General features: G+C 43.7%; 13 protein-coding genes. 3 read left to right on the top strand and 10 right to left on the bottom strand.

The window, feature by feature from the left end; translation table 11 throughout:
• Nucleotides 1–5: 5 nt before the first annotated feature.
• The 4 genes from acpS to ABD036_RS07455 are packed head-to-tail and all read right to left on the bottom strand — an operon-like array spanning nucleotide 6 to nucleotide 2,133.
• Nucleotides 6–386: a holo-ACP synthase gene (gene acpS, locus ABD036_RS07470; protein WP_343858235.1), complete on the bottom strand. Its 381-nt coding sequence runs from the start codon at nucleotides 384–386 to the stop codon at nucleotides 6–8.
• Nucleotide 387: 1 nt separating this feature from the next.
• The gene (gene pdxJ / locus ABD036_RS07465; RefSeq protein WP_343858233.1) at nucleotides 388–1,119 is read right to left on the bottom strand and encodes a pyridoxine 5'-phosphate synthase; all 732 of its coding nucleotides are present in this window, start codon (nucleotides 1,117–1,119) and stop codon (nucleotides 388–390) included.
• A complete protein-coding gene (recO, locus tag ABD036_RS07460) occupies nucleotides 1,116–1,838 on the bottom strand; it encodes a DNA repair protein RecO (protein WP_343858682.1) in 723 nt (240 codons plus the stop codon). Before recO ends, pdxJ begins: the two co-directional genes overlap by 4 nt.
• A 16-nt stretch (nucleotides 1,839–1,854) precedes the next feature.
• The gene (locus ABD036_RS07455) at nucleotides 1,855–2,133 is read right to left on the bottom strand and encodes a hypothetical protein (protein WP_343858231.1); all 279 of its coding nucleotides are present in this window, start codon (nucleotides 2,131–2,133) and stop codon (nucleotides 1,855–1,857) included.
• Nucleotides 2,134–2,234: 101 nt separating this feature from the next.
• On the opposite strand from ABD036_RS07455, the gene ABD036_RS07450 reads away from it, so the two are divergent.
• From ABD036_RS07450 to ABD036_RS07440, 3 genes are all read left to right on the top strand, one after another.
• Entirely contained in the window at nucleotides 2,235–2,885 is a 651-nt protein-coding gene (locus ABD036_RS07450; protein WP_343858228.1) for a hypothetical protein, read from the top strand.
• A 292-nt stretch (nucleotides 2,886–3,177) separates the two neighbouring features.
• Entirely contained in the window at nucleotides 3,178–3,699 is a 522-nt protein-coding gene (locus ABD036_RS07445) for a PEP-CTERM sorting domain-containing protein (RefSeq protein ID WP_343858226.1), read from the top strand.
• Nucleotides 3,700–3,993: 294 nt separating this feature from the next.
• Nucleotides 3,994–5,217 carry an FAD-dependent oxidoreductase gene (locus tag ABD036_RS07440; RefSeq protein WP_343858224.1) on the top strand — a complete coding sequence of 408 codons (1,224 nt, stop codon included), beginning with the start codon at nucleotides 3,994–3,996 and terminating at the stop codon, nucleotides 5,215–5,217.
• A gap of 288 nt (nucleotides 5,218–5,505) precedes the next feature.
• Here the strand turns inward: ABD036_RS07440 and ABD036_RS07435 are convergent, their stop codons facing one another.
• The 6 genes from ABD036_RS07435 to lpxC form a co-directional block, all read right to left on the bottom strand.
• Nucleotides 5,506–6,486: a transposase gene (locus tag ABD036_RS07435; RefSeq protein WP_343858222.1), complete on the bottom strand. Its 981-nt coding sequence runs from the start codon at nucleotides 6,484–6,486 to the stop codon at nucleotides 5,506–5,508.
• Nucleotides 6,487–6,644: 158 nt separating this feature from the next.
• The gene (gene ltaE, locus ABD036_RS07430) at nucleotides 6,645–7,661 is read right to left on the bottom strand and encodes a low-specificity L-threonine aldolase (protein ID WP_343858679.1); all 1,017 of its coding nucleotides are present in this window, start codon (nucleotides 7,659–7,661) and stop codon (nucleotides 6,645–6,647) included.
• 295 nt (nucleotides 7,662–7,956) lie between these two features.
• Entirely contained in the window at nucleotides 7,957–8,352 is a 396-nt protein-coding gene (gene mutT / locus ABD036_RS07425; protein ID WP_343858220.1) for an 8-oxo-dGTP diphosphatase MutT, read from the bottom strand.
• 75 nt (nucleotides 8,353–8,427) lie between these two features.
• Nucleotides 8,428–11,142 carry a preprotein translocase subunit SecA gene (gene secA / locus ABD036_RS07420; RefSeq protein ID WP_343858218.1) on the bottom strand — a complete coding sequence of 905 codons (2,715 nt, stop codon included), beginning with the start codon at nucleotides 11,140–11,142 and terminating at the stop codon, nucleotides 8,428–8,430.
• A gap of 144 nt (nucleotides 11,143–11,286) precedes the next feature.
• Nucleotides 11,287–12,192, bottom strand: a complete 906-nt coding sequence (locus tag ABD036_RS07415; protein ID WP_343858215.1) for a M23 family metallopeptidase — start codon at nucleotides 12,190–12,192, stop codon at nucleotides 11,287–11,289.
• A gap of 278 nt (nucleotides 12,193–12,470) precedes the next feature.
• Nucleotides 12,471–13,385, bottom strand: coding sequence for a UDP-3-O-acyl-N-acetylglucosamine deacetylase (lpxC, locus tag ABD036_RS07410; RefSeq protein WP_343858213.1), 915 nt, complete (start codon nucleotides 13,383–13,385; stop codon nucleotides 12,471–12,473).
• Nucleotides 13,386–13,390: the final 5 nt, after the last annotated feature.

The raw sequence follows: 13,390 nt of genomic DNA, 5'->3' as shown, positions 1-13,390 counted from the left end.
GGGGATTATCGCTGCTCTAGTATAACGGTTGCGACGGCATAATGTTGCTCGTCGGATAAGGATAATAAGGCATTATTAATACCTCTTTGAGTACACAATTCTGCGAAATAGCCATTAAACCTAAGCAATGGTTGACCTAAGGGATCATTCATCACTTCAATTTGTTGCCAGCCCACGCCATTGCCAATGCCCGTACCCAACGCCTTGACTGCAGCTTCTTTGGCTGCAAATCGCTTGGCTAAGTAGCGTACTTGGAATTTATGAGCAACAAAGATTTCCCATTCTGCGGATGTCAGTACTCGCTGAGCTAGGCGATCAGACTTTTCAATTTGCTGTTCGAGTCTGGCAATTTCGACGATATCTGTACCGAGTCCGACAATTGCCACCTTAACCTCTCGCTTCCAGCATAAGGCGCTTCATATCGGCAACGGCGGTATGCAATCCGTCAAACGCAGCTCGCGCGATGATGGCATGCCCAATGTTAAGCTCGATTATCTCTGGCATCGCGGCAATGGGCTTAACATTGTGATAATGCAAGCCATGACCAGCATTGACCTTGAGTCCTTGAGCGTGGGCGTACTGTATGCCTTGGCGCAGTTTATCTAATTCAATCTGTTGCTGCTGCTCTGTTTTTGCGTGTGCATATTGGCCCGTGTGGATTTCAATATAAGGTGCTCCCGCTTCCAAAGCAGCATCGATTTGATCGCGCTCTGCATCGATAAACAACGACACTTGGATATCTTGTGCACCCAACCTATCACATGCATTACGGATTTTCGCCAGATTAGCTACCACATCTAAACCGCCTTCAGTGGTAAGCTCTTCGCGCTTTTCTGGCACTAAACAACAAAATTCGGGACGGATTTCGTCGGCTATTTTGAGCATCTCTTCGGTGACGGCCATTTCTAGGTTCATACGGGTATTGATGGTTTGCGATAGAATATTCACATCTCTATCGGTGATATGGCGACGATCTTCTCTTAGGTGAACGGTAATGCCATCAGCGCCAGCTCGCTCAGCGATTTCAGCCGCGTGCACTGGATCTGGATATTGGGTTCCGCGCGCATTGCGCAACGTGGCAATATGATCAATATTGACGCCCAAGTAAATCGTATTCATTTCTTTTGCTCCAACTTCTGAAAAAGCTCTCTGCTTTTCAACGGTTTATCACCTATTATCGGCCTGAATGCCATTCTAGTCACGCGTTTTGCGGTTTGTAGACTCGAGGGAGTCCAATGGAATCGAGCAATGTCGGCTAGATTGGCTCCAGTAAAACAATTCTGATGCGCTTCTTGGCCAAGCAGTCGTTGAAATCCATAGTCCAATACAAAACTGTAATACGCATCCGCTTGCAAAGGCTCACCGGTTTGACCGTCTGATTGCCAATCAAATCCATAGCCAAGCAATTGCAATAAGGTTATTTCAAATTCACGCAACACTATCTCAACATTGTCTTGCTCAGAGAGTCTAAGTAAGCTGGCTAGATAAAGATCAAAAATCTCCGGATAAGCCACCTCGTTGGGCACCACGCGATTGATTAATTCGTTAATATAGAGTGCGCAGAAAAGTACCGTTCCATGTAAGTTATACCCTCGCCCAAGGGTTTCAATTTGGGTCAGCGTTTTGAGTTCACTGCGGCCACTAAAACTTAGCTTGAGAGTTTGAAAAGGTTGGATTGCACTTTTACGCTCATTACTTTTTGCGCTCTTACCGCCCCGAACTCCTCGACAAACCGCAGACAGCCGACCATTATCGCGAGTGAAAAAATCGACAATCATGCTGGTCTCTCGGTATGGCCTTCGATGCAATACCACGCCATCCAACATTGTCATGGACACTGTACTCAAAGGGATCTTAAGCCACTTTTATGCGGACAACTTTCATTGCTTCAAACTCCATTCCCGCAACTTCCTCGGTGATAGCGTAGTAAGTTAGGTTGACGTAGCTATCAACCAAATTTTTATAGGTTTTCTTGCGTCGGAATTTAAACGGCACATCATAGCCTTCGATCATGATGGTATTCACGATCCAACCGTCTTCGGTGCGCTGTACATGAGACACCACTTTCATCATTTCCGTATGAATTAAATTCTCGTGTTTAGCTAATAGTTTAGAAATAGTAGATTTTGCCATAGTCTCATCGTCTTTGAATTCTTCTGTATAATAACATTTACCTAGACAAATGGGATTATTTAGCAATAATTTGACGCCCAAATCATCAAATAGGAAAAGTTTTGTCTTTTAACGGATGGAGTAAGTGTAGTTTGTTGTTATTGCTTTTGGCCATAACAGCTTGCGACAATTCGGTACAAAAGACCGACTCAATGCAGTTTCGTGACACAATAATAGAAACCGCACAAGAGCCGCTCGATAAAGCACACCAACTATTAACCGTTCAGATAAAGGCGAATCCGACCGCTCACTTAGACAGCTTGATTATCGCCCAAGGTGCATTGCGCGACGCCAAACAAATATATCAAAAAGGCAAGATTGGCGGCTATCAAGATCCTAAACTCATTGAGTTAACCCATTTTTTTAGCGAATTAGAGCCCCAACTCGTGGTTTACGCAAAGTCACTATTAATCGAAGTGGTAGAAAAAACCGAACGCTTGCGCCTTCAAATCGAAGAGGCTAAAAACCAGCCATACAGTGCAAGAGGTAACAACACCTCCCAAATGGTCGACTATTTAGGTGATAAATACAATCAAGAGGTTAAGGCCTGTTGTTTAAATAAACTCTCGCAAATTGATAAACTGCTACACTCCAATCGAAGTGAACATCGACAATTAATTGTGCTTATCCGCTCTATTAATACTGAGCTTGGCAAGGTCATCCGTGAACAAGACTATGGAAAGCAACTTAAACGTCGCATCAATCAACTATAACGATGAATAGTTTTCTGGTGTATGGCTAACACCATTTCCACAAAATTACCGTCGCATCGCTGAAATAACGGTCGTTCCACTAAAAACGTCATTCCCATTAAAGAAAACTGTCATTCCCACAGTTTTTAACCTCTGGGGTCAGAGTCGATGAAGTTTTGTATGAATCGAGCGAAGTAGTCATTCGTAATTTTTAAGCACTCTCGCAACATAAACTTGATCTATATCAACAGCCATCAAGCAACTGGCGGTAGGATTCACCTATAAGTGAAAGTGACCACAGAGGCTAAATGTTATGAGAAAAATAATATGCTTGATGATTTTACTGGGAGTGTCAATTCCTGCATCGGCCAGTTTGATACCGTATCGGTTTGACTGGACGGGAATGGAGCTCGGCTATATGGTATCAGGCGTTATTGTGGTGGACGACACCTTTGCTATAGCTTCGACAGATAGATTTCCCAACACTAATGGCATTCACTTTCTACAAATGACTTTACACAGTCCTGACAACGAATTCATAGCTAGGGATACCAACGTCATCAATGGTGTAAGTCAATTACGCACGCTTTCTGTCCTTTTCGATACCGTGAAGGGAGAATTCATCTCATTTGATATGGGTGCCGAATCCCGTTACTTCATAAACAGCGATGTTTGTTTTAACGACCAACCATGTTTAACCGCTACAGCTTCAGAAGTTTATGACTATGGAGGAGATTTGATAATAAATCGTATTCCTGCTCCAGGTACTTACGCTCTAATGAGCTTGGGCTTACTGGGTCTTATTGTAAACAGGAAGTTTACTTCAAAAACCTGAAACCTGTTGGGAAAGTGCCGATGAAATGTATGCTTTAAGAGTTTTGACATTCTTATAGAGAATTTATCTTAGAGCCACTTATCGCTTATTTCAAAGGTAAAACGCGTTAAACTTAATTTCGATATAAGCAGTCGCTGACAAGTCTCAGCTTGAACCGGAGCTGAGAGCGCTAAGAAGACATTTCACCTGCATGAATTCTCACAAGCGTTATCACTAAACATATCATTCTTATTGAACACATTACGCCAATGCTTTACTGTTTAAATATTAAACAATAACAATATTGAATTCATCATGGACAGAAGACAAATCTTAAAAGCGATGCTTGCAACAAGCGTGTTGTTACCCAGCTCTCTGGTTTCCGCAAAGCCACAAAAATTCGACGCTATTGTTGTTGGAGCGGGCGTTTTTGGTATGTGGAGTGCGTGGTACTTAAATCAGGCAGGTTTATCCGTCGCTATAATAGATCAAGCTTCTCCAGGTCATTCAGCTTCCTCTTCTGGCGGAGAAAGCAGAGTTACGCGCACTGGATATGGAGATGTAGAACTCTACGCAGAGTGGTCTTATCGTTCGTTAGTTGCATGGAAAGAACTATCAGAACAATCGAAACTGCCTTTGTTCCATCCTATTGGCATGGTGCTAGTTCACCAAGCCGATGACAAATATGCAAAAGACGGCAAGAAAGTGTTGAACAAGCTTGGTATTCCATTTGAGTCAATCGATACAAAGGGCATGCGCGACAGGTATCCCGTAATGAAAATTAAGGATGGTGAATTAGGCATGCTAGAGCCGCATGCTGGTGGCTTAATGGCTAGGCGTGGCGTTCAAACTTTAGCTATCAAAGCCAATCAAGCTGGAGTGCATTTTTTCCAAAGCAAAATTTCGCCTATTAGCGCTAACAGCGGAACCAACGGTCGCTTGACTGAAGTTGAATGTATCCAAGGAAGCCGTGTCCAAAGCATTCAATCAGAAAACTTTATATTTGCTTGTGGCCCATGGCTAGATAGAGTGTGTCCAGAGGCAATGGCTAAAAAACTATTTGTGACTCGTCAAGAAATTCTGTACTTCCAAGCAAATAGAGAGCTTACAGGTAATTTACCTTCGTGGGCTACGTTACCGTATTACGGACTTCCAGATATTGAAGGTAGAGGTTTTAAGGTAGCGAATGATACCCATGGCGAGCTTGTTAACCCAAATAGTCTAAATCGTAATATTAGTGCAGAAACGATTGCGCAAACGCGCGCTTTTTTAGCTGAACGTTTTCCAAGTATTGCAAACCAGCCCTTGCTAGAGAGCCGTGTTTGTCAGTACGAAAATAGCGCTAATGGAGATTTTGTAATTGACCTACATCCTGGGCTAAACAATGCATATGTGGTTGGTGGTGGTTCGGGTCATGGATTCAAACATGGCCCTGCGGTGGGGCAATATGTTACCGACAGAGTGCTGCAACGCGGAACCTTAATTAAGCGCTTTAGTCTTGAAAGTAAAGCGACCGTTCAGCATCGACAAGTTGTTTAATTTAGCTTGCCAAAACCAGTTGTAAATGCCATGAAACGGTATTTCGGTAGAAAAAATTAAGACACCCATGTTTAAAAAACAAATAGAGACACTCATTATTAAAAAACATAGGATGTTAGCCAATTTCGTAAAAATTCGTGACGTTTCGTAGCCTTACTTCGCTCTTAGATGGGCTGTTTTCGTAATTTGTGTGAGGTGTACGCTAAAAATCGTCTTATTTCTCAAATTGAGGGCAGCCGGACTGAGCAGCTTTGCGCTGATGGGGGTTACTAGAAATTAGGAGGGATTCTAGGCGCTTTGCAATAAGGCTCTTGCCTTTGCCATCCCTCGTATGCGTTGATGCTTTGTGTGCTGTTTGAATTGTTGAAGCATCTTTTCATTGCCTACAGCGGTGTAGAAGTGTTGTTCAAACTCGGTCGTTAGGGTTAACCACTGCTCTGCATTAAGACCAAGACTGTTTAGAATGGAGCTGTGTTGCGGCTTGATATGACCGGCTTTATCCTGACGAATACACTTGCCCGTGCTCTCAATCAGCTCACAGTAATCAATTAGGCTATACGCGATACCTTTGGGCATGTCTTTTTTGTGATTGCCCACAAACCGCATTAATGTGCGGGGCTGCTCACCTTTGATAAGCGCGTGAATACGTCTTTGAATACTAGTGTGTTTTGAGGTTTCAGGAGTGCTGTCCATGTTGGCTCGAATAGGGTTTAAGTCCACATAGGCCATACAGGCTATCAGCGCACTTTCATCTAGCAAGGCTTGAGATTTAAAACGTCCTTCCCAAAATCGCCCCGTACAGTCATCTTCTTTGTTCGCCTCACGGGCGATGTGCTCGTTCAGATTGCGCATCAGCCAACTGATGTCGTATAAGCGTTGACGGTAAATAGTGACCGTTTGCTCCAGACTTACAAGCTCAGCGTCACTGAGCGGCTCGCCATTATGATATTGTTGGCTCAACAAAGTGCCTTGATACAACTGATGCCAACGCCTAATCACCTCAGTCATCGACCAGCTATCCGCGGTTTCTTTATCCACACACAGCACCACATGGGTATGATTGCTCATCACCGCATACGCACAAATATCAATGGCGAACACTGACGCTAAAAACAACAAACGTTTCTCTACCCACGCCCGGCGATGTTCAAAGCTTTGTCCCGTGAAAGAATCTTCACCGCACAAAAAAGAGCGACGAACACAGCGTGAAACACAGTGGTAGTAAGGAGTATCAATTAAACTGATTTGGTTTTTGCGTGGTTGGGGCATAACAGACCATCCTTGGTTGTTTGATTACCCTAAAGCATAGAACAAAATGGCCGTTTAACCATTCATAACATGGGTGTCTCAGTAAAACTGGACTTTAAAGTGGGTGTCTTTTTTAAGTTAAACTGGACTTTAAAGTGGGTGTCTTTTTTAAGCTTCCTTCAGCTCATTACCTCTTTTTTAATCGCAATAACAAAACGCAGTAAGTCATTCTTGTCTACATCCTTATGCACCACGATTCGCAGCGGGTTAGATTGCACAATGAGTATTCCTTGCTCTTTGAGTTTGTCGCAAAGTGATGTGGCGATTTTTTCTGGCAGTGTTACAAATACCATATTGGTTTCTTGACGCAATGAGTCGTCGTTAGCCATTATCTCAGGTATTGCGCGCAGTTGCTGCGCTAGCCAAAAAGCATTGTCATGATCTTGTTTCAAACGCTGAACATTATGCTCTATTGCATACAGACCAGCTGCTGCCAAAATTCCTGCCTGCCGCATACCACCGCCGACCATTTTGCGCCATTTATGTGCTTCTTTAATAAAGGGCTCACTTCCACAGAGTAGCGAACCTACTGGAGCGCCCAAGCCTTTTGAAAGACACAATGAAACACTATCAAAATGAGCGGTAATCTCTCTAAGAGGTACGTCTAACGCAACGGCGGCATTGAATGCCCGTGCTCCGTCCAAATGCAAGATAAGGTCATGTTGCAAAGTAAACTGACGAGCCTCTAGCAAGTACTTCAATGGTAACACTTTGCCACCCACAGTGTTTTCCAAGGCCAGTAAACGACTACGGGCAAAGTGACAATCATCCGGTTTAATCGCGGCTTCGACTTTTTTTAAGTCTAAGGTGCCATTCGCTTCAAATTCGATTGGTTGCGGCTGAATACTGCCAAGTACTGCTGCACCTCCAGCCTCATATTTATAGGTATGAGCTTGCTGGCCAACAATATATTCGTCCCCTCGCTGACAATGCGCCAACAAACCTACAAGATTGCTTTGCGTGCCAGAGGGCATAAACAGACCCGCCTCATGCCCAGCCATTTCTGCTGTTTTTTGCTCTAAACGCTTAATCGTAGGGTCGTCACCAAAAACATCATCACCCACTTCAGCTTGCGCCATCACCTCTCGCATGGCTTGACATGGTCGGGTAACAGTATCGCTTCGCAGATCAATTATTTTGTTCATCAGGGGGCTGTTCTTTTTAGTTGTTATGGTTAGAAATAATAAGTAGAGCAAAATACTTTACTAATAGAGGACTCGCAATACTTGAACCCAAAACTAATTAATCTAGTTGTTAGGATAACGATTAAAAAGGATGATTTACAAATTGCCTGTTGGTTGCAAAGGTTGCACTTCGCTGTGCAGTGACAATCGGTTCTATTCAGGGTGTTATTTACGGCTGCTTGCTGACGACCCGATTGACTCAAACTACACGAGCAAATATATCACATTTAGCGTTGCCTACTCGGATTCAGTCAATAAACTCAGTTATTAACTTTTCTACTATCGGTGTATTGGCGGCAGGAAAAGCTAATTCAGGCAACGCTGATAGTTCTACCCACTGCGTTTGTTGTCCTTCTTTGCCGGTTGGTTGATGGTCAAAGGCTTCGATAAGAAAGATATGTAACCTGACATGTTTGTCGCCGTAATCATGTTCAATTAACATGAATGGGCTTTGTTTGGTAACGACTATGCCAACTTCTTCAAATAGCTCTCGTCTCATGGCTTCGCTGGGAAGCTCGTCAGGTTCAACCTTGCCACCGGGAAATTCCCAAAATCCGCCTTGATGCAACTCGTCTGCGCGTTTACTGACGAAGATCTTGCGTTCTTGTTTGATCACGCCCACTGACACATCAACTATCTTCATATTGCCTCTTTATAACGTCATACCCACAAAAAAGGGATAGCGTAGCTATCCCTAGTGTCGTTTTAATACTTGCGCCTAGCTTAATTTGCCATGACATTGCTTGTATTTTTTGCCTGAGCCACAAGGACATGGATCATTACGTCCTACTTTCGGTCCTTCGCGTACCGCTGTTTGCGGTCCTGCAGACTTTTCTTCCTGGTTCGGGCTTTCATGCTCGTAATTTTTAGCGACCTCGTTTTCTTGACGACGCTGCTCTTCTACAGCCTCAACATCAGACTCAGCTTGAACACGAACTTTGCTCAGAATATTGATGACTTCAACTTTAAGCCCTTCCAACATTTCTGAGAATAATTGGAATGACTCACGTTTATATTCTTGCTTAGGATTCTTTTGAGCATAACCACGTAAATGAATCCCTTGACGTAAATGATCCATTGCGGCCAAGTGTTCTTTCCAAGCACTGTCGAGGTTTTGCAACATCACTGCTTTTTCAAACTGGCGCATGACGTCGCGACCCACAGTCTGTTCTTTAGCTCGATAAGCATCCGTGACTTCTTGCAATATACGTTCGCGTAACTTTTCTTCATGTAGCTTGTCGTCTTCATCTAACCACGACTGAATTGGCAATTCCATTAAGAAGTCACCTTTGATGCGCTCTTCTAATCCGGACACATCCCACATCTCTTCAAGTGATTGTGGTGGCACATAGTCGTCAATCAAACTACTCACAACGTCAACACGAATGGCGTCAATAGTTTCGCTAATATCACCTTCGTCGAGCAATTCATTGCGCTGTTCGTAAATCACTTTACGTTGGTCATTAGCAACATCATCGAATTCAAGTAATTGCTTACGCATATCGAAGTTACGTCCTTCAACTTTGCGCTGGGCATTCTCAATCGCTCGAGTCACCCAAGGATGTTCAATGGCTTCGCCACGCTCCATACCCAAACGCTTCATCATGTTGCCCATTTTCTCTGAGGCGAAAATGCGCATCAGGCCGTCTTCTAAAGACAGATAGAAACGTGAAGAACCGGGATCGCCTTGACGTCCAGAACGACCACGTAGCTGATTATCGATACGGCGAGATTCATGACGCTCGGTACCAATAATATGCAAGCCACCGGCTTCTAGCACCTTCTTGTGATCTTCTTCCCACTGAGCTTTAATCTTGGCAATTTTTTCAGGCTTAGGATCGTTAATCTTTGCAACTTCTGACTGCCAGTTACCCCCAAGGACAATATCTGTTCCGCGACCAGCCATGTTAGTGGCGATAGTTACCGCACCAGACTTACCAGCTTGAGCAACAATATCCGCTTCGCGTAAATGCTGTTTCGCGTTTAATACTTCATGAGGTATTTTGGCTTTCTTAAGAATACTTGATAGTAGCTCTGAGTTTTCAATCGACACTGTACCAACCAAAGTTGGCTGTCCACGCTTCACGCAGTCTTTGATGTCTTCAACGATAGCTTCGTATTTTTCTTCTGCAGTCAGATAGATAAGGTCAGCTTTATCATCACGGATCATGGGTTTGTTCGTGGGGATGACCACCGTTTCCAAACCGTAAATATGATTAAATTCAAATGCTTCCGTGTCAGCTGTACCCGTCATACCAGACAGTTTTTCATATAGTCGGAAATAATTCTGGAAGGTAATAGATGCCAATGTCTGGTTTTCGTTTTGAATTTTCACACCTTCTTTGGCTTCAACCGCCTGATGCAAGCCTTCTGACCAACGACGACCTTCCATTGTACGACCAGTGTGTTCATCGACAATCACGATTTCATCGCCATTAACAATGTAATCGACATCTTTGCTGAACAGTTTGTGGGCACGTAATGCGGCATTCACATGATGAAGTAGGGAAATGTTCGCCGCGGCGAATAATGACTCGTCTTCGCCCAATACGCCCTGACGTTGCAATATTTCTTCAACGTGGATCTGACCACGTTCGGTTAAGTGAATTTGCTTACCTTTTTCATCGATGGTGAAATCACCCTCGCCTTCATGGCCCGCTTCATCCCCTTCCTTGTCTTCTTGCTCTTGTTGCACAAGCTCAGGGATGATGAGGTTTATCTTGCGATATAGCTCAGAGCTATCTTCTGCTTGACCTGAGATGATCAACGGCGTTCTCGCTTCGTCGATCAAGATAGAGTCAACTTCATCGATTACCGCAAAATTTAAGCCTTTTTGTACGCGATCTTGTGGGCTAAAGGCCATATTGTCGCGCAAATAATCAAAACCAAATTCATTGTTGGTGCCGTAGGTGATATCGGCAGCATAGGCTTCTTTTTTCTGCGCATGAGACATGCCAGGCACGTTACAGCCAACACTCAATCCAAGAAATTCAAATAAGGGACGACTCCAGTCAGCATCACGCTTTGCCAAATAGTCATTCACGGTGATGACGTGCACACCTTTGCCCGACAATCCGTTCAAATATGCAGGCAGTGTCGAAGTAAGGGTTTTACCTTCACCGGTACGCATTTCAGAAATTTTACCTTGGTGAAGCACTTGCCCACCCAGCATTTGCACGTCAAAGTGACGCATTTTGAATACGCGTTTACTAGCCTCTCGGACAACCGCAAAGGCTTCTACCAAAATGTCATCCAGTTTCTGGCCATCGGCTAATCGCTGCTTGAACTCGGCGGTTTTGGCTTGTAATTGCTCATCACTTAACGCCTCTAATTCGGGTTCAAGTTGATTGATCAATACAACATTTTTGTTTAGTTGTTTTAATAGGCGGTCATTACGACTACCAAATATCTTTCTGAATATGCTCGAAAACATGGATTTACAGCTTCCAATCTAACGGATTAAAACCACTTGCGTCATTGCAAGCTAGCGAAATAACACAATCGGCTCCAAATGGAGCCGATAGTCTGATAAATTCGATATGAACTTACTGTTTCATTTGTGTCTAGTAAGTCATTATCACCTTTCTCGATAAACAAAGGGTAATGGGTCCTGTTGTCTACCGTTTTTTAACACTTCGTAATGCACATGCGCTCCAGTTGAACGACCCGTGCTCCCCATTAACGCAATTTCTTGTCCTTTGGTGACCACATCACCAATCTTAACACTGACTGCTTTGTTGTGACCATAGCGAGTGACAATTCCATCACCGTGATCAATCTCAATGAGTTGACCATAACCGTAACGCTCACCTGCCCAAGTCACCAATCCTGCACCGGTTGAAACAACCGCTTCGCCTTCTTTGCCAGCGAAGTCGATTCCTTTATGCATTGCCGGCATACCTGTAAAGGGGTCTTTTCGGACACCATAGTAGGAAGATAACCAACCAGACTCGATTGGGCGACCCGCTAAACTTGCTTCCTCTAGTATATGGTGATTAAGCATGATGGATTCAAGGGCTGCAAGTTGTTGAGTTTTGCTGTCTAAGGTTTCTAAAGCGGAATCAATTTTACTCAAGATCTCGTTGGTCCCTTTAATTGTGACGACCGACTCATCAACTGGCCCACCAATAGGGGGGAGTTGATTAAAACTAAATTCATCTTGATTCAAACCCGCTTGCTCCACCAACCGTGCACCTAGGGCGTTAACGCGGGTAATTTCGCTCTGCACTTCTGCCAGCTTTAACATGATCCCAGCGAGTTGTTGCTGAGTTGTTTGTTTGAGTTCATCCACTTCTTGTCTTTGCTGCATCAAACCGCTTTTAGCAAAGTCAATTCGGGCATGAGATTCTTCGACCTGATACGTTGAGCGGCTTGAAACAAGCAATAAACCACAGAGTAAAACCACAGATGTGACAAGGCGTCTTTTCCCGATCTGATAAGAAAATTCGGTAGATTTACCTTTGTAATGCAGTGTCAAACTCATGTTTAGGGTGTCTCGCTACTTGTTGAACCGGCAGGCATTCTATGCTTTCTCAGCACAATAATGAAGCACTATAGGGTATCTAAAACCAGCCCAACTGTTTAATTTTTATACAATCTATTATCGGCATGATTAAAAAACGCTTAGCTTTTATTTCATATCAATCGATCTAGTTTGCAACAATACCTTGTAAAACATCACGTTATCAAGGTCTTTAATACATTCAGTAGTCACTAAACGTAAAAATGCCGCTATAAAAGCGGCATTTTATATTATCTTTATTAGCCAGCCAACACTGGAGACGCAAAGCGAATGGGGACTTCATCTTGCGTTTCATAACTGACATATTCCCAACAGCTGGCATCTTGCAGCATAGCATTGAGTAACTTGTTATTCAGGCCATGACCAGACTTGTATGCTCTTAATTCACCAACGATACTGTGGCCACCTAAATACAAATCGCCCACCGCATCGAGGATTTTATGCTTAAGAAATTCGTCGTCATAACGCAAACCTTCTGGATTTAGTACACGGTACTCATCCAGTGCGACTGCATTTTCCATGCTACCACCTAGCGCTAAATTATTAGCATTCATATATTCTAGGTCGCGCATGAAGCCAAAGGTTCTGGCTCGACTGACTTGGTCAACATACGAAGTTGCGTCAAAGTCCATGATCACATGCTGTCGAGTTTGGCTGATCACTGGATGTTCAAAATCGATTTTGAAATCAATTCTAAAACCGTCATAGGGGTGAAACTCAGCCCACTTGTCACCCTCTTCAACACGAATTGGCTTAGTGATCCTGATGAATCGCTTAGATGCATTTAATTCTTCGATGCCAGCAGACTGCAACAAGAAAATGAATGGACTCGCGCTGCCATCCATAATCGGAAGTTCGTTGCTATCTACCTCAACGATAATATTGTCAATACCTAACCCCGCTAAGGCAGAAGATAAATGTTCAACAGTATAAATTGAAACACCATCTTCGTTGCTTAAACAGGTACACAACACAGTATCACCAACAGCGTTTGCTTTGGCAGGAATGTCCACGTGAGGCTCAAGGTCAATGCGGCGAAATACAATACCTGTATTCGCCGGCGCAGGCCGGAGAGTCATGGTGACCTTTTCACCTTTGTGCAGACCAATCCCTGTTTCTTGCACAGCATGTTTAATTGTGCGTTGCTTTATCATTAACA

It is taken from the genome of Aliiglaciecola litoralis, from assembly GCF_039523355.1.
GTDB lineage: Bacteria > Pseudomonadota > Gammaproteobacteria > Enterobacterales > Alteromonadaceae > Aliiglaciecola > Aliiglaciecola litoralis.
Note: the sequence above shows the minus strand (reverse complement) of the source record. Positions and strands in the feature narration are given on the sequence as shown.